Source organism: Streptomyces sp. NBC_00154 (assembly GCF_026342835.1).
Classification (GTDB): domain Bacteria; phylum Actinomycetota; class Actinomycetes; order Streptomycetales; family Streptomycetaceae; genus Streptomyces.
On the sequence record NZ_JAPEMI010000001.1, the window covers coordinates 1,173,812 to 1,192,387 of the forward strand.

Genomic DNA, 18,576 nt, shown 5'->3' on the forward strand with positions numbered 1-18,576 from the left:
GAAGGCTCTGAAAGGGAACACAGCACGTATGGGTTTTGAACCGCCGCAGCGTCTGGTGCGAGCGCTGGGCGAGGTGTACGGGGAACCGGCCGCCGCCGACTGGCTCGCGCGGCTTCCCGCGCTGACCGCCGAGGCGCTGTCCGCGAACGGGCCGGAGCTGACCGTGGAGCGGGTGGCCGCGCCCGGTGGGCGCAGCAGCCTGGTTCTGCTGGTGCGGCGCTCCGACGGCACCCCGGCGGTGCTGAAGATTCCGGCCGGGGCCGCACCCGAGCTGGAAGGGGCGGCGCTGGCGCACTGGAACGGCTGGGGTGCGGTGCAGCTCGTCGGCTCCGACGGCGGCGCGCTGCTGCTGGAGCGGCTGCATCCCGAGGTGTCGCTGCGTTCGCTGCCGGAGGCGAAGGCGCTGCTGGAGGCGGCGGGGACGGTGCGGCGGCTGTGGGTCGAGCCGCCCGCCGGACACTCCTTCGAGACCGTCGAGGAGCGGACGGGCCGGCGGACGGAACCGATGCGGGCTGCCGCGAAGGCCGACCCGATGCTGGAACCGCTGGTCTCCGCGGCCCTGGCGGCTCGCGAGGAGCTCGTCGCCCACTCCCCCGAAGTCCTGCTGCTGCACGGCAACTTCCGCCAGAGCAAGGTGCTGGCGGGCGAACGGGCGCCCTGGCTGACGGTCGGGCCGGAGCCGCTGGTCGGCGAGCGCGCCTACGACCTGGCGCGACTGGTGCGTGACCGGGTGGAGGACCTGATCGCGTCCCCCGGCGGGGCGGCGACCGCCCGCCGCCGGGTCAACAAGCTCGCGGATTCGCTGGATGTGGACCGGGAGAGGCTCCATGGCTGGACGCTGTTCCGTGCGGTGGAGTCGGGCACCCGCGCGCTGGCGGTCGGCCGTCGTCGGGAAGGCGAGCTGACCCTGGAGTTCGCGGGCTGGCTGTAGCCGTCACGGCGAAGCCGCCCTGGGACGAACGGGCGAGGGCCCCCGCGCTGTCGGACAGCGCGGGGGCCCTCGTCGGTCTGAGCGGGGGTCAGCCCTGCACGGTGAGACGGGCGATCGCCTCGTCGACCGTGAGCTCCTCGCGCTCGCCCGTACGGCGGTCCTTGAGCTCGAGGACGCCCTCGGCCGAACGGCGGCCCGCGACCAGGATCTTCGGCACACCGATCAGCTCGGCGTCGGTGAACTTCACACCGGGCGAGACACCGGCGCGGTCGTCGACCAGGACCCGGACGCCCGCGGCGCCGAGCTTCTCGGCGACATCGAGGGCCAGCTCGGTCTGGAGCGCCTTGCCCGCGGCGACGAGGTGGACGTCGGCCGGGGCGATCTCGCGCGGCCAGCACAGGCCCTGCTCGTCGGCGGTCTGCTCGGCGAGTGCGGCGACCGCGCGGGAGACGCCGATGCCGTACGAGCCCATGGTGACGCGGACGGGCTTGCCGTTCTGGCCGAGCACATCGAGCTGGAAGGCGTCCGCGAACTTGCGGCCCAGCTGGAAGATGTGGCCGATCTCGATGGCACGGTCCAGCTTGAGGCCGGCGCCGCACTTGGGGCACGGGTCGCCCGCCTCGACGACAACGACGTCGAGGTAGTCGTCGACCTCGAAGTCGCGGCCGCAGACGACGTTCTTGGCGTGGGTGTCGGGCTTGTTGGCGCCGGTGACCCAGGCGGTGCCGGGGGCGATGCGCGGGTCGGCGATGTAGCGGACCTTCTCCAGGCCCTGCGGGCCGACGTAGCCGCGTACCAGGTCGGGACGGCCCACGAAGTCCTCACCGGTGACCAGCTCGACGACGGCCGGGGCCAGGTGCTCGCCGAGCTTGCCGAGGTCGACCTCGCGGTCGCCGGGGACGCCCACGGCCACGATCTCGCCGTCGACCTTGACCAGAAGGTTCTTCAGCGTCGCGGAGGCCGGGATCCCGAGGTGGGCGGCGAGCGTCTCGATGGTCGGGGTGTCCGGGGTGTCCAGCTCCTCGACGGGGCCGTGCGCCGAGCCGTCCACGGGGGTGGCCTTGAAGGTCACAGCCTCCGTGTTGGCCGCGTAGTCGCAGGCGGGGCAGTCGACGAAGGTGTCCTCGCCGGCCGGGGCGGGCGCCAGGAACTCCTCGGACGCCGAGCCGCCCATCGCGCCGGAGACCGCGGAGACGATGCGGTGGTCGAGGCCGAGCCGCTCGAAGATGCGGATGTAGGCGGCGCGGTGCAGCTGGTAGGCCTCGATGAGGCCCTCGTCGGTGGTGTCGAAGGAGTACGAGTCCTTCATCTGGAACTCGCGACCGCGCAGCACACCGGCGCGGGGGCGGGCCTCGTCGCGGTACTTGGTCTGGATCTGGTACAGGATCACGGGCAGGTCCTTGTAGGACGTGATCTGATCCTTGACGACCTGGGTGAAGATCTCTTCGTGGGTGGGGCCGAGGAGGTACTCGGCGCCCTTGCGGTCCTTGAGCCTGAAGAGCAGGTCGCCGTACTCGTCGTAGCGGCCGCTCGCGTCGTACGACTCCTTGGGGAGCAGCGCCGGCAGCAGGACCTCCTGGCCGCCGATGGCGTCCATCTCCTCGCGCACGACGCGCGTGATGTTCTCCAGGACCTTCTTGCCCAGGGGCAGCCAGGTCCAGATTCCGGCGGCGGTGCGACGTACGTAACCGGCCCGGACGAGCAGCTTGTGGTTGAGCGTCTCGGCGTCCGCCGGGTCGTCGCGCAGTGTCTTGATCATCAATCGGGACATGCGCTGGACCTGGGCCATGATGAACTCCTGCTCGGAAGGGTGATGTGCAGGAGGTTAGCCGGGTGGCACGGGCGGGCGGAAATCGATTGACCCGGTCCTAGGCCCGACGGCGCAGCGGAAGAGGCGCTCCCATCACCGCGTACGGCTTGGGAGCGCTGGGAAACAGCACGTGTCGGGCCAGGTCCCGGTAGCCGAGCGTGCGATACAGACCACGCGCCGGGCTCTCCGTGTCGATGGCGGAGAGGATGGAACGGGGCTGGTCGACGGCGTCCGTGATGGTGGTGATCAGCGAGCGGCCGATGCCCTGGTTCTGGAACTCCGGGTGGACATGCAGTTCGGTGATCACGAACGAGTCGTCGAGCCAGTCCTCGGATCCGGTGGCGCGCAGATAGGGCTCGACGACGGTGGACCACCAGTGGCCGCGCTCGTTCGGCATGCCGTACACGAACCCGATGAGCCGGCCGGTCGCGGTGGTGGCTCCGAGGGCGCGGGCGCACGGGTGCTCCAGGTGTCTGAGGACGATGTGCCGACGTACGTCGACCTCGTTCCGCCCGAGGCCGAAGGCGACCGCCTGCACGGCAAGCGCCTCGTCCACGCGTGCGGCGAGATCGATCGGCCCGACCAGGACACTCGGAGTGTGGGCGCCGCCCCCGGAAACTGCTGCCATGCGCCGAACCCTACTGTCCGCGCCGGGCTGCGGGATACGTGCCCGGGTCGGCCGGAGGACCTTCGGACGGGCCTGAGCGGTGCGTGGGGACCCGCCCGGAGCGGCTCCCTCCGGCGAGGTCAGAAGAGCACACTCATGAACGCGCCGACCTCACGGAAGCCCACCCGGGTGTAGGCCTTGCGGGCCGCGGTGTTGTAGTCGTTCACATACAGGCTGACGACCGGTGCGACGTCGGCGAGTGCGTAGCGCAGGACCGCCGCCATGCCGGTCTCGGACAAGCCGCGGCCGCGGTGTTCGGGGGCGACCCAGACACCCTGGACCTGGCAGGCCTGCGGGGTGGCCGCGCCGATCTCCGCCTTGAATACGACCTTGCCGTCCTCGATACGGGCGAAGGAGCGGCCGGCGCCGATGAGCTCGGCGACGCGTGCCTGGTAGAGGAGTCCGCCGTCACCGGCCATCGGGGAGATGCCCACTTCCTCGGTGAACATCGCGACGCAGGCCGGCATCAGGACGTCTATCTCGTCCTTGCGGACGCGACGTACGAGAGGGTCGGGTGTCACATCGGCGGCGGGGCTCTCGGTGACCATGAGCGGCTGGTTGGCCCTGACCTCTCGGGCGGGGCCCCAGCCGGGTTCGAGGAGCCGCCACAGCTGTGCGGTCGCTTCGGCGGGACCGACGATGGAGGAGCAGCGGCGGCCCGCCCGGCGGGCCCGGTCGGCGAAGGCCCTGATGGCCTCGGGGGTGGCGCAGATGGGGACGAGATTGGCGCCGGAGTAGCAGAGCGACCGCAGTCGGCCGTCGGCGTACCAGCCCCACATTTCGCCGCCGAGGCGCCATGGGTCGAGTCCTGCGATCTGAACCCGGGACGTCACAAAAGCGTTGGCGACGGGCTCGCTCTCCAGGATGGCGAGCGCTGCGCCGAGGTCGCTGGGTTCGAGGACCCGGGTGGTGGTCTGCGTCAACACGAGGGGGCCTCACCATGCGGTCTGCTGATTTCCGCACTGTACCCAAAGAGGCTGGGAGACGCCGCCCCATGGCTGTCACCGGTATCTTCGGCCCACCGTGAGGTCTCTCACGACGGTGCCCCGCCGGGCGGTTCGTTCGCCGGGCGGGGCACCGTCATGAAGCGGGGATCGGCCTCAGCTGATGGAGACCTCGGGCTCGCCGGAGGCGATGCCGTCCTTCTCCATCTGCTCGGCGATCTTCAGGGCTTCCTCGATGAGCGTCTCGACGATCTTCGACTCGGGAACCGTCTTGATGATCTCGCCCTTGACGAAGATCTGCCCCTTGCCGTTACCCGACGCCACACCCAGATCCGCCTCACGGGCCTCACCCGGACCATTGACGACACAGCCCATCACGGCAACCCGCAACGGCACCTCCATGCCCTCAAGACCCGCAGACACCTGATCCGCCAGCTTGTACACATCCACCTGCGCACGACCGCACGACGGACACGACACGATCTCCAACCGCCGCTGCTTCAGATTCAACGACTCCAGAATCTGCAGACCGACCTTGACCTCCTCGGCCGGCGGCGCCGACAACGACACCCGGATCGTGTCCCCGATCCCCTCACTCAACAACGCACCGAACGCCACCGCAGACTTGATCGTCCCCTGGAACGCCGGCCCCGCCTCCGTCACCCCCAGATGCAACGGGTAATCACACTGAGCCGCCAACTGACGGTACGCATTCACCATCACCACCGGATCGTTGTGCTTCACCGAGATCTTGATGTCCCGGAACCCGTGCTCCTCGAACAGCGACGCCTCCCACAACGCCGACTCCACCAGAGCCTCAGGAGTCGCCTTCCCGTACTTCTTCAACAACCGCGCATCCAACGAACCCGCATTCACACCGATCCGAATCGGCGTCCCCGCATCGTTCGCCGCCCGCGCGATCTCCTTCACCTTGTCATCGAACTGCTTGATGTTCCCCGGATTCACCCGCACCGCAGCACAGCCCGCATCAATCGCCGCGAACACATACTTCGGCTGGAAATGAATATCCGCGATCACCGGAATCTGCGACTTCCGCGCAATCGTCGCAAGCGCGTCCGCATCATCCTGAGTCGGACACGCAACCCGCACGATCTGACAGCCCGACGCCGTCAGCTCCGCGATCTGCTGCAACGTCGCACCGATGTCCGACGTCCGGGTCGTGGTCATCGACTGCACCGACACCGGCGCATCCCCACCGACCGCCACCGACCCGACCTGGATCTTGCGGCTGACCCTCCGGTCGGCGAGCTTGGTCGGAACGGACGGCATTCCGAGAGAAATCGCAGTCATGCGCTGAGCATCCCCAAGGTGTGGATCAAGGTCCCGAGATCGGCGGGCTCCGACCTTCGAGGTTACGCCACGGGTGAGATCCCGGAGCACACCGCATCCCCGAGTGAGCACAAAGGTGGTCGGCCGGACACCGGGTGTATGTCCGGCCGCCACCTGTGGTGCACGCGATGCGGGCGGCGCGCAGGGTGCGATCCGCGCACCCGGCCGGTCAGGAAATCTTCACCGGGTTCACGATGTCGGCCACCAGGACCAGCAGTGTGAAGCAGATGAAGACGCCGGCGACGACGTAGGCGACCGGCATCAGCTTGGCCACGTCGAAGGGGCCGGGGTCGGGGCGCTTGAAGACCCGCGCCACGTTGCGCCGCACGGACTCCCAGAGCGCTCCGGCGATGTGCCCGCCGTCGAGCGGCAGCAAGGGCAGCATGTTGAAGAGGAACAGCGAGAGGTTGAAGCCCGCGAGCAGGAACAGCATCATCGCGATCTGGTTCGTCGCAGGGACGTCCAGCGTCATCACCTCGCCGCCGATCCTGGCCGCACCGACCACGCCGACCGGGGAATCCGCTGCTCGCTCCCCGTCGCTGAAGGCCGCGTTCCAAAGGCTCGGGATCTTGGACGGAAGGGCGATGATCGAGTCGACGCCGTTCTCGATCATGTCGCCCATGCGGACGACCGAGTCACCGAAGGAGAGCGGGACGATGTCCGTCCGAGCGGCGAAGCCGAGGTATCCGGCCGGGACGAACTTGCCGGGGACCACCTCGCCGTTGGAGTCCTTCTCGGCCACCGAGTTCTTCTGCAGCACGGCGTGGAGGGTCTTCTCCTGGCCGTCGCGCTGGACGGTGATGGTGGCGGGGCCGATGGTCTCGCGGATCCGGTCGGAGAGGGTGGCCCAGTCGTCCACCTTCCGGCCGTCGAAGGCGACGATCTTGTCGCCCTTCTGCAGTCCGGCGGCCTGCGCGGGCGAGACCGGGTCGCTCTTCTTACAGGTGTCGCGCTTCTCGCTCTGTGCGATCACGCACTTCTGGACACCCGCGACCTCGGTGGTCTGGGTCTGGAAGCCGAAGCTCATCGCGACCCCGAGGAAGATCGCGACGGCCAGGATCAGGTTCATGAACGGTCCGGCGAACATCACGATCACGCGCTTCCACGGCTTGCGCGTGTAGAAGAGACGCTTCTCGTCACCCGGTTCGATCTCCTCGAAGGCGGCCTCTCTGGCGTCCTCGATCATGCCGCGCCACGGCGAGGTGGAGCGCGCTTCCAGCCGCCCGTCCGGACCGGGCGGGAACATGCCGATCATGCGGATGTAGCCACCGGCCGGAATCGCCTTGAACCCGTACTCGGTGTCGCCCTTCTTCCGCGACCAGACGGTCGGTCCGAAGCCGACCATGTACTGCGGGACGCGGATGCCGAAGAGCTTCGCGGTCGACAGGTGACCCAGCTCGTGCCAGGCGATCGAGAACAGCAGGCCGATGGCGAAGACGACGATGCCCAGAATCGTCAACAGGACCGTCGTAATACTCATGCGCGCGCCTCCGCTGTCGCTTTCGCCGAGAGTTCCCGAGCCCGGGCCCGCGCCCAGGTCTCCGCTTCCAGGACGTCTGCGACCGTGAGTGAAGTTCCCCTCGGCGGTGTGCCGTGTTCGGCCACCACCGCCGTGACCGTATCCATGATTCCGTTGAACGGCAGCTGTCCTGCCAGGAAAGCGTCCACGCACTCCTCGTTCGCGGCGTTGAACACCGCCGGGGCGGTGCCGCCGAGCGTGCCCACGTGCCTGGCCAGTCCCACGGACGGGAAGGCGTCGTTGTCGAGCGGGAAGAACTCCCAGGTGGAGGCCTTCGACCAGTCGAATGCGGGTGCCGCGTCCGGGACGCGCTCCGGCCAGCCGAGGCCGATGGCGATCGGTCCGCGCATGTCCGGCGGGGTGGCCTGGGCGAGGGTGGAGCCGTCGGTGAACTCCACCATGGAGTGAACGTACGACTGAGGGTGGACGACGACCTCGATCCGGTCGAACGGGATGTCGTAGAGGAGATGAGCCTCGATGACCTCCAGCCCCTTGTTGACGAGGGTGGCGGAATTGATCGTGATGACCGGGCCCATGGCCCAGGTCGGGTGCGCGAGGGCCTGCTCGCGCGTGACGTTCGCCAGCTCGCTCTTCGTCCGTCCCCGGAAGGGGCCGCCGGAGGCGGTGACGACAAGCTTGCGCACGTCGGCACGGGTGCCTGCGGCGAGCGCCTGGAAGAGCGCGGCGTGCTCGGAGTCGACCGGGATGATCTGGCCCGGCTTGGCCAGTGCCTTCACCAGCGGGCCGCCGACGATCAGCGACTCCTTGTTGGCGAGGGCGAGCGTACGGCCCGCCTCGAGCGCGGCGAGCGTGGGGGCGAGGCCGATCGAGCCGGTGATTCCGTTGAGCACGGTGTGGCAGTCGCTGCCGGCGAGCTGCGTGGCGGCGTCGGGACCCGCCAGGATCTCGGGCAGCGGCTCCCTGGCCCCGTACTGCTCGCGCAGCGCCTCGCGAAGGGCCGGCACGGCTTTCGGTGCGGCGACGGCCACAGTGCGCACCTTCAGTCGCCGCGCCTGCTCGGCGAGGAGGGCAACCCGGCCGCCTGCGGCGGAGAGCGCGGTGACGCGGAAGCGGTCGGGGTTGCGCAGCACCAGGTCGATGGCCTGGGTGCCGATGGACCCGGTGGAGCCGAGGATGACGAGATCCCGGCGGCCGTCCGCTGCGTCGAAGACGAGATGCGGGTCGGCAAGGGGGGCAGGGCTGTCGCTCATGCCCCCCATTGTTGCCGCATCGGCCCAGCGGGTTGACAGCGCGTCCCGGAGAATTCCGGGCGGAGCAGCTCCGGCGGCTTTCCTGTGAATGTCGGCAGCCGCCGGGCCACGGCCCACCGGGCCCGGTCCGCGAGGAGTTCGTCGCGCTACTGCACGAGCCGGGCCGGCCGGACAGGGGCGATCGCCTACGGGGCGTTCCGGAGCGCCTGGGCGAGCGCGCCGATCACGCTGCGCGGAACTTGGTCCACTGCGCGGTCATGATCTCCTGGGGGATGCCGCCGATGTCCTTGGTGCCGGGGATCTCGCCGCGGAAGGCGAGGGTGGTGGAGCCGGAGCGGACGACGGTGAGGTATTCGTACAGCTTCAGCTTCCCCTTCACGTCGAGGACGGTGAAGCGGTAGGCCTTGGCCTCGTCGGCCTCGGCCGCGAAGTCGGGTGCCTCGGCGGGCTCGACCTTCAGATACTTCGCGCTCGCAAGGGCCCGCTCCTCGGTGAATCCCCCGGCGCAGTCCTTGCCTGCCTTGGCGAGCGCCTTCATGACCTCGGCCGCATCGCCGTTCGGGTACGACCGGAGGGTGACATCGACGGTGATGCCGAGCATCTCGTCGGGGATGTCGACCTTGCGTTGGACCTGCGCGGCGGGGTCGTGGTCGCTGACATCGCCGGCGAGACTGACGAGCGGCTGGCAGCCGGCGGGATCTGCGGTGTAGGCGTCGCCGAGTGGACCGTCGAGGGTGTACTCGGAGGCCGTGTACTTGCCGACGGTCTGCCCGTCGGTGAACGAAGCCGCCTTCAGCTGTGCCTCGCTGAGCGCCTTGGGCCCGTGGGCCGCCGCCGAGGGCTTGTCGTCCTTCCCTGAGCCCCCGGACCCGCCCGGACCACCCGAACTGTCCTTGTCACTGCTGCACGCGGTTGCTCCCAGAGCCATCACGACTGCAATCGTCATGGCCGCGGCCCGGCGCCACTGTCCGCGCTGGATACCCACCCCGAACATCCCTGCCCCCATTTCGCTGTTGGTGATGCTGGTTCTTCTGCAGGCTCTGCAGGTCGTGCCGGAGTCCGTCGTTCTCGACCGACGCCCGATTGTGCTGCATGCCCACTGCGTGCCCGCGGTTCCGGTCCCGCCGAGCACGCCTACTTCGACATCGGGTGCGCGCACAGGGCCTTGTTCCGGGCGCTGTATTCCAGGTACAGCAGCCAGTCCTTGCCCCAGCACTTGTCTCCGTCCGAGATCCAGAACTCGGCCTCGGACGAGCTGCATCCGACCTCTTCCAGGTCCTGGTCGGGCCACTCCGCGTTGTTACGGACACAGTCTCCGGCCGTGAACGTGGGCCGGGTGTCGGGGATCAGCCCGGGTACGACGGCAGTGGCGAGCGCCAGGACCAGGACGGTCATGATGGCGAGCGCGGGCGGGCGGGCCAGGACACGGCGGCCGGGGGCGAGTTGAGGACGCAGATTCCCCACCGGGTGCGGCAGGGCGCGGATCCGGGAGCGGGCACCGATGTTCATCACCATGGTGACCGGAGCGGCGAACACGGACAGCAGGCCCCACCAGCCCTGCCACAGGGTGTCGGACGTCATCCGGCGGTAGGTCGCGGTTCCGCAGGTACGGCAGAAGGCGCCTTCCTCGGTCAGGAAGCGGAGCGTGATGACGAGACCCTGGTGTCCACGAACGACGGTGTGGACGGCGGGTATCGCACCGCAGATGTGGCACGACACGACGGATCCGAACGAAGGAAGCGGGTGGTGGGGCGGCGTGGACATGAGAACTCCCGGGGACGGCGTGGGCCCAGGAACCCTAACGGTTCGTGAGTTCCGCGAACTCGGCGAATGCCTCGTGAAACTGCGGGAACGTCTTCCGTACGCAGCCGGGATCGTCGTAGGTGATGCCGGGAACCCTCAGACCCGCGACGGCGAACGACATCACGATGCGGTGGTCGCCGTGGGTGGCGATCTCGGTGGGGCGCGGTGTACCGGGGTGGATCCGGATCCAGTCCGGACCGGTCTCGACGGTGATGCACATCCTCCGGAGGTTCTGCGCACAGGCCTCCAGCCGGTCGCACTCCTTCACCCGGGTGTTGCCGACGTCCTCGATGCGTACCGGGCCCGAGGCGAAGGGCGCGAGTGCGGCCAGCGTCGGCATGGTGTCGGAGATGTCGCGCATGTTGACCGTGAGTCCGCGGAGCGTGCCACTGGATCGGACGGTGGTGGAATCCGGGGAGCTGTGCACATCGGCGCCCATCCGGCGTAGTACGTCGACGAACCTCAGGTCGCCCTGGAGCGCGTCCTTGCCGAGGCCGGCGACGGTGACCTCGTGGCCGGTGAGGGCTGCCGCGGCGAAGAAGTAGCTCGCGGTGGATGCGTCGGGTTCGATGGCGTAGGGCGTGGCCCGGTAGCCGCCGGGCGGCACGGTGAAGACGTTGCTGTCATGGCCGCCGCGGGTCACCTCGACGCCGAAGCTGCGCATCATCGCGAGGGTGATCTCGATGTACGGAGCGGAGACCAGGTCGGTAACGGTGATCCGGAGCCCTTCCGCCGTCAGCGGCCCGAGCATCAGCAGTGCGGTGAGGTACTGGGAGGACTCCCCTGCGTCCAGGGTGAGTTCGCCGCCCTTGATCCCGGACGCGGTGACCGTCAGCGGATGGTGGCCCTCGGCTGCCTCGTGGCGCAGATCGACGCCGAGCGTGCGCAGGGCCTCGGTGAGCGGGGCAAGGGGCCGGCGGCGCATCTGCGCGGAGGCGTCGAAGCGGTACGTACCGGAGGCTGCGGCCGCGGCGAGGGTGGGCAGGAAGCGTGCCCTGGTGGCGCCGTCGCGGCAGTAGACGTCGGCCTCGGTGGCGGCAGGTCCGGCCGGGCGGCCCTCGATGTGCCAGCGGTCCGCTTCCTTCGCGACGTCGTAGCCAAGGCGCGCAAGGCCCTCGGCGAAGCCCTCGGTGTCGTCCGAGCACAGGGGACCTACGAGGGTGCTGGTGCCTTTCGCGGCAGCGGCCAGGAAGAGGGCGCGTGCGGTGACGGACTTGGAGCCGGGGATGTGGATGACGGTCACGGGTCCCCATCCTGCCGTGCGGCGCACCGCCGGGCGGGGTGCGTCCAGCGAGTGGACGCACCCCGCCCGGCCGGCCCGGCTGTCCGACGGTCAGCGGATGGTGCGGTGAACGTTTTCCCTGGTGGCCGGGCCGGGGGTGGCGTCGGCGATCCAGGGGCCTTCGCCGCTCGGGTCGACGACCCCCTCCTCCAGCCAGGTGTACGCACCGTTCAGGACGGCATCGACCACACGCCGGTCGAGGTCGTCCGTGTTGGACCAGAGACGGTTGAAGAGTTCCTCGGTCCGGATGCGGGACTGGTGACAGAAGGCATCGGCGAGTTGGTAGGCCTCTCGGCCGTGATCACCGGTGGTGCGCAGGTGTTCGGCGCGGACGCAGGCGGCGCTCATCGCGAAGAGTTCCGCTCCGATGTCGACGATCCTGCCGAGAAAGCCCTGCTTGGTCTCCATGCGGCCCTGCCAGCGCGACATCGCGTAGAAGGTGGAGCGGGCCAGCTTGCGGGCGGAGCGTTCGACGTATCGCAGATGGGTGGAGAGGTCCGGGTAACCGGACGGATGGAACTCGTTGTAGGTGCCCGGGAGTTGTCCTGGGCCCGCGATCAGTTTGGGCAGCCAGCGGGCGTAGAAGCCGGCCGCGTTCGCTCCCGCCTTCGCCTTGGCGGAGAGCGGTTTGTCGGGGTCGATCAAGTCACCCGCGACCTTCAGATGGGCGTCGACGGCCTCACGGGCGATCAGCAGATGCATGATCTCCGTCGAGCCCTCGAAGATCCGGTTGATCCGCAGGTCCCGAAGGAGTTGTTCGGCGGGGACGGCACGCTCGCCCCGGGCGGCGAGGGAATCGGCGGTTTCGAAGCCCCGGCCGCCGCGGATCTGGACCAGTTCGTCGGCCATCAGACAGCCCATCTCGGAGCCGTACAGCTTGGCCAGGGCCGCTTCGATCCGGATGTCGTTGCGGTCTTCGTCCGCCATCTGGGAGGCGAGATCGACGACGGCCTCCAGGGCGAAGGTGGTGGCGGCGATGAAGGAGATCTTGGCGCCGACTGCTTCGTGCCGGGCAACCGGCCTGCCCCACTGCTCGCGGACCGCCGACCATTCGCGGGCGATCTTCAGACACCACTTCCCGGCGCCGACACACATGGCGGGCAGGGACAGCCGTCCCGTGTTGAGGGTGGTGAGGGCGATCTTGAGCCCGGCGCCTTCGGGGCCGATGCGGTTGGCGGCGGGGACCCGGACGCGGTGGAAGCGGGTCACGCCGTTCTCGATCCCGCGCAGCCCCATGAAGGCGTTGCGGTTCTCCACGGTGATGCCCGGGGCGTTCGCCTCCACGACGAACGCGGTGATGCCGCCCTTGTGGCCGACCGACTTCGGGACACGGGCCATGACGACCAGCAGGTCGGCAACCACACCATTGGTCGTCCACAGCTTCACACCGTCGAGGATGTAGTCGGGACCGTCCGGAACGGCCGAGGTGGCGAGCCGGGCAGGGTCGGAGCCGACATCCGGTTCGGTGAGAAGGAACGCCGAGATGTCGGTACGGGCGAGCCGGGGCAGGAACGTGTCCTTCTGCTCCTGGGTGCCGAAGAGCTTCAACGGCTGCGGTACGCCGATGGACTGGTGGGCGGAGAGCAACGCGCCGATCGCCGGGTTGGCGGAGCCGACCAGGGAGAGGGCTCTGTTGTAGTAGACCTGGGTCAGTCCCAGGCCGCCGTACTTCGGGTCGATCTTCATCCCGAGGGCGCCGAGCTCCTTGAGGCCGTTGATGACCTCGTCGGGGATCTTCGCCTCACGCTCGATCAGGGCGCCGTCGATCTTGGTTTCGCAGAAGTCGCGCAACCGGGCGAGGAACGCCTCGCCGCGCCGGACGTCGTCGGCGGCCGGCTGCGGATGCGGATGGATCAGGTCCAGCCGGAAGCGGCCGAGGAAGAGTTCCTTGGCGAAACTGGGCTTGCGCCAGTCCTGCTCGCGTGCGGCTTCGGCCACTTGGCGCGCTTCACGCTCGGTGACCTTGGGCGTGTTCTTCGGAGCGGATGGTGCGGTCATGAGGAGCTCACCTCGCCGCGTTGTCGGTGGGCGGACCCGGCCGGTCCGCGCGGAGCGCGCATGCGCGCGCCTGCCGAGGCACACCAACCGGTGCTACTCGTCCGTATGTACCCGATTCCTGCCGCCCTCACCAGCCCTCGGACGCCGATCGGGTCGCGAGCCACTCCAGTGGCACGTTCAACGAGCGTCCTGCGGCCGGGCCCGGGCGAGGGAAAGGAGCCGTCCCCGGTGCGGACCACCCAGGAGTACTCCGCGCGTCCGGGGACAGCAGCCGGAACGCGTCCTGGTACCCGGCCGCACCTGGGCCGGTGCAGAACTCGCGTACTCCCAGTCCTGGAAGAAGAACCGGTGCCGCGGGGAGTGGTCGGGCTCCAGGACGTGAAGTCACCGGTGTCAGCCGAACGTGAAGGAGTGGACCTTGAGCCCTGGCGTGAGGGTCAGGGTCAGGAGACCCTGCCGAGGCTTCGTACCGCTCACCAGCCGGTGGATGTTGGGTGCTCCGGAGATGGTGTGGGTAGTGGTCTTCCCGTCGAGGGTCGCGGTGATGGTGCCGGTGCCGCCGACGTCGATGTGGACCTCGCTCGCGGAGAAGTTCAGCTTGATGCCCGCGTCGGGCCCGCTGGTCACCGACTCCCGGTCGGCGCTCCAGGTGCCGTCCAGGGCGGCCTCGCCGGACCCGATCTCCGCCGGGAAGGTGAAGGTGTCGGTGCCCTCGTCCAGGGATCCGTTGGCGACGGGGCCGCTGCGCCCGGCGCCCAGGGCGACCTCCCGGGTCTGGTTCGGGTCGGTCGGAGTGGCGTCCGGGAGACCGGTGGGGGGCGGCAGGGCGATGCCGGGGCGTGCGTCGGCCAGCAGTTTCCGGATCAGCGACTCGCGATGGCTGTAGTTGCCCTCGCCGACGGCAACGTGCCGCACCTGGCCCCTGGCGTCGATGAGGTACTCGGTCGGCCAGGCGTAGTTGTCGAAGTTCTCCCAGGTCCTGAAGTCGTTGTCCAGCGCGACCGGGTACGTGATGTCGAGCCGTTCGGCACCGGCCCTGACGTTCCCGGGCACGTGCTCGAACGCGTACTCGGGAGTGTGCACGCCGATCACCTCCAGGCCGGCCGATCGGTACTTCTCGTACCAGGCGTTGACGTGCTGGATGCTGCGGTGGCAGTTGATGCAGGAGTAGGCCCAGAAATCGACCAGGACGACCTTGCCGGCCCGTGCGCTCTCGGTCAGCGGCGCGCCCTGGGGCGTGTTGAGCCACTGTTGGATTCCGGAGATCTCCGGCGCGGTGCCGCAGTCGAGCAGCCCCGATGCCGGCTCTGCGGCGCACCGACGCAGCGACTGGTTCCGGTTCGCGTCGAGCGCCTCGGCGATCCCCGAGTCCGCGATCGCCTTGTTGACGCGGGCGGTGTAGTCGGGGACGGAGCGCTGCAGGACGTCGGTGACGTTGAAGGTGAGGCCGAAGGCCAGGAGTACGAAGGTCAGCCCGGCAACGAACCGCACGCCCCGCTGCCGGTTGCGGAACGCCCGCACCCGCTCGCCGATGCGCCGGCCAGCCAGCGCGAAGAAGAGCAGGGGAATCGCGGTGCCGATCGCGAAGGCGACGGCGAGCGCGGCCGTCCGGACCCCGATCCGCTGCGTGGCGCCCGCGACGGTGATGGCGGCGAGGACGGGTCCGGCGCAGGGCACGTACACCGCGCCCAGAGCCAGTCCCAGGACGAACCCGCTGCGCCTGCCACCGATCTGCCGTTGGCCGATGCGTGCGAACGGGCGCTCCAGCAGATCCTGCACCGCCGGGAACATCATCGCGACGCCCAGCAGGAGCAGCACCCCCAGACCGACCCACCGGATGATGTCCTGGGGCAGCGGCAGGGCCCCGAGCACCAGGGTGCCGAACAGCGTGATCAGGCTGAAGCTGACGACCAGCCCGCCCATCACCGCATAGGACCGGCCCTTGTGCGCCGGCCCTGCTGCGGTCCCGGAGGCCGGAACCCCGCCGGAGAGGAAGATCAGGGGCAGCACGGGCAGGACGCACGGCGAGACGGCGGTGACGAAGCCGCCGACCAGTCCGATGAGTATCAACGTAAGCAATACGACCTCCAGAGAACGAAGCCGCCCGAACAGCCACGGTTCGCCATTTCCTCGGGACCTACACCGGCGGCGAGGACCACCGGGCCAGGGACGTGCGCTTCGGGCCGGTTCCGCGTGCAGCTCCCGAGACGTCACCTGTCTCGCCGGTGACTCTTACATGCGGCGAGTCACCTGTCAAACCGGTGACGCAAGCTAATCGGCCGGGACGACGGGGTCTACACCCACACCCGATGGGCGTTCTGAGCGAACGGGCCGCCCCGGTGAGGGGGCGGCCCGTTCGCGTTCTGCTGTGCGTGTGCGTGTGCGTGTGCGTGTGGTCAGCCGACCGGCTCGGTCTCGACGAAGCCGTCGAGGTCACGCAGGATGGCGGCCTTCGGCTTGGCGCCGACGATGGTCCTGGCGACCTCGCCGTTCCGGTACACGTTCAGCGTCGGGATGGACATGACGCCGTACTTGGCGGCCGTGGCCGGGTTCTCGTCGATGTTGAGCTTGACGATCTCGATCTGGTCGCCGTACTCGGCTGCGATGGCCTCCAGCGACGGGGCGATCTGGCGGCAGGGGCCGCACCAGGCAGCCCAGAAGTCCACCAGGACGGGCTTGTCGCTCTGCAGAACCTCGGCGTCGAAATCTGCGTCGGTGACGTTCTTCAAGGTGCCGGCCACAGCGGCCTCCTTCTTCCGGGGGGGTGGGGTGTGGGGTGCGTCAGCTCTCGTCGGGCGTCAGCCGCAGCGAGACGCTGTTGATGCAGTACCGCTGGTCGGTCGGGGTGGGAAAGCCCTCACCTTCAAACACGTGCCCGAGATGCGATCCGCACCGGGCGCACCGGACCTCGGTCTGTACCGTGCCGTACGACCGGTCCTCGGCCAGCTCGACGGCGTCCGTGTCCTTCGGGTCGAAGAAGGACGGCCAGCCGCAGCCGGAGTGGAACTTCTCCGTGGAGGTGAAGAGCTCGGCGCCGCAGGCACGGCAGGAGTAGACGCCCTTGGTCTCGGTGTCGGTGTACTCGCCGGTGAACGGCCTCTCCGTGGCAGCGCGGCGCAGAACCTGGTATTCGTCAGGGGCCAGCTCCGCGCGCCACTGCTCGTCCGGCTTTTCGATGTCGTACGCCATGAGGCTCAGCCCCTCGTTGGTGGTGGGAAGAGGGGTGCGGGAAGGGCGGTCGCCTCGCGGAGGAGGGCACTGCAGGGCTTCAGCCGAACGATCTTCCACTGCAGGCTTGTGGTTGGGCCCGGGGACATCGTCCCTTCCCGCACCCACACATGCATGAACCTTCAATCAAACCGGAGTGTTCCCGCCACCCCGGCATGACCTGAACCACAGCGACCCCGCCCCTTGGTGTTCCCACTACTGCATGGGAATCGGCCAGGATTTGGTCCTTGGCCCAGGTCGGAGGCTGGATGAAAACGAACGGCCGGAGCCCCCGCACAGTGGGCTCCGGCCGTTCGTCCGCCGCCCGCTGTCGTGCTGTCCAGGCGGATTACAGGCGGCTGTGGTGGATCGGTTCGATCCTGCTTACGGACTACAGGGCGAGGCCGGTGAGGACCAGCACGCGCTCGTAGGTGTAGTCGTCCATGGCGTAGCGAACACCTTCGCGGCCGACGCCGGACTGCTTGGCTCCGCCGTACGGCATCTGGTCGGCGCGGTAGGACGGGACGTCACCGATGATGACGCCGCCGACCTCGAGGGCGCGGTGGGCGCGGAACGCGGTCTGTAGGTCGTGCGTGAACACACCTGCCTGCAGGCCGTACTTGGACGAGTTGACGGAGGCGAAGGCCTCGGCCTCGCCGTCCACCTTCTGAACGGTGAGCACCGGTCCGAACACCTCCTCGGAGGCGAGGGTGACGCCGTCCGGGAGCTCCGTCAGCACGGTCGGCGCGTAGGTCGCACCGTCCCGCTTGCCGCCGGTGAGGAGCTGGGCGCCGGCCTGCACGGCCTCGTCGACCCAGGACTCGACGCGCTTGGCGGCGTCCTCGTTGACCAGCGGGCCGACATCGGTCGCGGCGTCGGACGGGTCACCGGTGACTTGGGCCTCGACGGCCGCGACGATCTTCGGGACGAGCCGGTCGTAGACCGCGGCGTCCGCGATGACGCGCTGCACCGAGATGCAGGACTGGCCGCCCTGGTAGTTGGAGAAGGTCGCGATGCGGGTCGCGGCCCAGTCCAGGTCCTCGTCGGAGGCGTAGTCGCCGAGGACGACAGCCGCGCCGTTGCCGCCGAGCTCCAGGGTGCAGTGCTTGCGCGGCACCGACTCCATGATCGAGTAGCCGACCGCGGCCGACCCGGTGAAGGAGATCACGGGCAGCCGCTCGTCCTGCACGAGGGCGGGCATGCGGTCGTTGGGCACCGTGAGCACGGACCACGAACCGGCCGGAAGGTCCGTCTCGGCCAGCAGCTCGCCGAGGATCAGCGACGAGATCGGGGTGGCCGGGGCGGGCTTCAGGATGATCGGGGCGCCGACGGCGATGGCCGGGGCCACCTTGTGGGCGCTCAGGTTCAGCGGGAAGTTGAAGGGCGCGATACCGAGGATCGTGCCGCGCGGGAAACGGCGGGTCAGCCCGAGGCGACCGGTGCCACCGGCGTCGGTGTCGAGGCGCTGGGCCTCGCCGCTGTTGAACCGGCGGGCTTCCTCGGAGGCGAACCGGAACACGGAGACGGCGCGGCCGACCTCGCCGCGGGCCCACTTGATGGGCTTGCCGTTCTCGGCGGAGATCAGCTGGGCGATCTCCTCGGTGCGCTCCACGAGACGCCGTACGACGTGGTCGAGCGCGGCGGCGCGGACATGGGCGGGCGTCGCGGCGAACTCCTCCCGCACGGCGTGCGCGGCCGCGACGGCCTCCTCGATCTGCGCGTCGGTCGGCACGCTGACCGTGCCGACGAGACGACCGTCCCAGGGGTTGGTGACGTCGAAGCTGTCCTCGCCGGTGGCCTGGCGGCCGGCGAGCCAGAAGGCGTGGGTGGAAGTCATGGAGGTTCCGGCCCTTC

15 protein-coding genes are annotated in these 18,576 nt (G+C 69.2%); 1 reads left to right on the top strand and 14 read right to left on the bottom strand.

Translation table 11 applies throughout. The features are described from left to right. Window positions 1–28 precede the first annotated feature (28 nt). Window positions 29–931, top strand: a complete 903-nt coding sequence (locus OHA03_RS05100; protein ID WP_267001168.1) for an aminoglycoside phosphotransferase family protein — start codon at window positions 29–31, stop codon at window positions 929–931. Between the two features lie 88 nt (window positions 932–1,019). On the opposite strand, the gene OHA03_RS05105 is transcribed toward OHA03_RS05100, so the two are convergent. The 14 genes from OHA03_RS05105 to OHA03_RS05170 all read right to left on the bottom strand — a co-directional run bounded on the left by OHA03_RS05105 (window position 1,020) and on the right by OHA03_RS05170 (window position 18,559). Next, window positions 1,020–2,720, bottom strand: coding sequence for a proline--tRNA ligase (locus OHA03_RS05105; RefSeq protein WP_267001170.1), 1,701 nt, complete (start codon window positions 2,718–2,720; stop codon window positions 1,020–1,022). A 79-nt stretch (window positions 2,721–2,799) separates the two neighbouring features. Next, window positions 2,800–3,369, bottom strand: a complete 570-nt coding sequence (locus OHA03_RS05110) for a GNAT family N-acetyltransferase (protein ID WP_267001176.1) — start codon at window positions 3,367–3,369, stop codon at window positions 2,800–2,802. A 119-nt stretch (window positions 3,370–3,488) separates the two neighbouring features. Then, complete coding sequence (locus OHA03_RS05115) at window positions 3,489–4,334, bottom strand: GNAT family N-acetyltransferase (RefSeq protein ID WP_267001178.1); 846 nt, start codon at window positions 4,332–4,334, stop codon at window positions 3,489–3,491. A 174-nt stretch (window positions 4,335–4,508) separates the two neighbouring features. Further along, window positions 4,509–5,663 (bottom strand): flavodoxin-dependent (E)-4-hydroxy-3-methylbut-2-enyl-diphosphate synthase, encoded by a 1,155-nt coding sequence (gene ispG / locus OHA03_RS05120; RefSeq protein ID WP_267001180.1) that lies wholly within the window; start codon window positions 5,661–5,663, stop codon window positions 4,509–4,511. 208 nt (window positions 5,664–5,871) lie between these two features. After that, the gene (locus tag OHA03_RS05125) at window positions 5,872–7,182 is read right to left on the bottom strand and encodes an RIP metalloprotease (protein WP_267001182.1); all 1,311 of its coding nucleotides are present in this window, start codon (window positions 7,180–7,182) and stop codon (window positions 5,872–5,874) included. Beyond that, window positions 7,179–8,432 (bottom strand): 1-deoxy-D-xylulose-5-phosphate reductoisomerase, encoded by a 1,254-nt coding sequence (gene dxr / locus OHA03_RS05130; protein WP_267001185.1) that lies wholly within the window; start codon window positions 8,430–8,432, stop codon window positions 7,179–7,181. The genes OHA03_RS05125 and dxr overlap by 4 nt, the downstream gene beginning before the upstream one ends. Before the next feature lie 223 nt (window positions 8,433–8,655). Next, on the bottom strand, window positions 8,656–9,417 hold the full coding sequence (locus tag OHA03_RS05135) for a hypothetical protein (RefSeq protein WP_267001187.1): 762 nt from the start codon (window positions 9,415–9,417) through the stop codon (window positions 8,656–8,658). A 149-nt stretch (window positions 9,418–9,566) separates the two neighbouring features. Beyond that, entirely contained in the window at window positions 9,567–10,196 is a 630-nt protein-coding gene (locus tag OHA03_RS05140) for a hypothetical protein (protein ID WP_267001189.1), read from the bottom strand. A gap of 34 nt (window positions 10,197–10,230) precedes the next feature. Beyond that, window positions 10,231–11,478, bottom strand: coding sequence for a 3-phosphoshikimate 1-carboxyvinyltransferase (gene aroA, locus OHA03_RS05145; RefSeq protein ID WP_267001191.1), 1,248 nt, complete (start codon window positions 11,476–11,478; stop codon window positions 10,231–10,233). A 90-nt stretch (window positions 11,479–11,568) separates the two neighbouring features. Continuing rightward, a complete protein-coding gene (locus OHA03_RS05150; protein WP_267001193.1) occupies window positions 11,569–13,515 on the bottom strand; it encodes an acyl-CoA dehydrogenase family protein in 1,947 nt (648 codons plus the stop codon). A 393-nt stretch (window positions 13,516–13,908) separates the two neighbouring features. Next, window positions 13,909–15,594 carry a cytochrome c biogenesis protein CcdA gene (locus OHA03_RS05155; RefSeq protein ID WP_267001195.1) on the bottom strand — a complete coding sequence of 562 codons (1,686 nt, stop codon included), beginning with the start codon at window positions 15,592–15,594 and terminating at the stop codon, window positions 13,909–13,911. Between the two features lie 317 nt (window positions 15,595–15,911). Beyond that, window positions 15,912–16,256, bottom strand: coding sequence for a thioredoxin (gene trxA / locus OHA03_RS05160; protein WP_323181151.1), 345 nt, complete (start codon window positions 16,254–16,256; stop codon window positions 15,912–15,914). Between the two features lie 40 nt (window positions 16,257–16,296). After that, window positions 16,297–16,704 carry a peptide-methionine (R)-S-oxide reductase MsrB gene (gene msrB / locus OHA03_RS05165; protein ID WP_267001197.1) on the bottom strand — a complete coding sequence of 136 codons (408 nt, stop codon included), beginning with the start codon at window positions 16,702–16,704 and terminating at the stop codon, window positions 16,297–16,299. Between the two features lie 409 nt (window positions 16,705–17,113). Then, window positions 17,114–18,559 carry an aldehyde dehydrogenase family protein gene (locus OHA03_RS05170; RefSeq protein ID WP_267001199.1) on the bottom strand — a complete coding sequence of 482 codons (1,446 nt, stop codon included), beginning with the start codon at window positions 18,557–18,559 and terminating at the stop codon, window positions 17,114–17,116. Window positions 18,560–18,576: the final 17 nt, after the last annotated feature.

Bases quoted from the DNA above. Each gene is read 5' to 3' on its own strand.
- OHA03_RS05125 (WP_267001182.1), bottom strand. From the start codon at position 7,182: ATGAGTATTACGACGGTCCTGTTGACGATTCTGGGCATCGTCGTCTTC.
- OHA03_RS05100 (WP_267001168.1), top strand. From the start codon at position 29: ATGGGTTTTGAACCGCCGCAGCGTCTGGTGCGAGCGCTGGGCGAGGTG.
- OHA03_RS05105 (WP_267001170.1), bottom strand. From the start codon at position 2,720: ATGGCCCAGGTCCAGCGCATGTCCCGATTGATGATCAAGACACTGCGC.
- msrB (WP_267001197.1), bottom strand. From the start codon at position 16,704: ATGGCGTACGACATCGAAAAGCCGGACGAGCAGTGGCGCGCGGAGCTG.
- OHA03_RS05110 (WP_267001176.1), bottom strand. From the start codon at position 3,369: ATGGCAGCAGTTTCCGGGGGCGGCGCCCACACTCCGAGTGTCCTGGTC.
- dxr (WP_267001185.1), bottom strand. From the start codon at position 8,432: ATGAGCGACAGCCCTGCCCCCCTTGCCGACCCGCATCTCGTCTTCGAC.
- OHA03_RS05140 (WP_267001189.1), bottom strand. From the start codon at position 10,196: ATGTCCACGCCGCCCCACCACCCGCTTCCTTCGTTCGGATCCGTCGTG.
- OHA03_RS05150 (WP_267001193.1), bottom strand. From the start codon at position 13,515: ATGACCGCACCATCCGCTCCGAAGAACACGCCCAAGGTCACCGAGCGT.
- OHA03_RS05170 (WP_267001199.1), bottom strand. From the start codon at position 18,559: ATGACTTCCACCCACGCCTTCTGGCTCGCCGGCCGCCAGGCCACCGGC.
- ispG (WP_267001180.1), bottom strand. From the start codon at position 5,663: ATGACTGCGATTTCTCTCGGAATGCCGTCCGTTCCGACCAAGCTCGCC.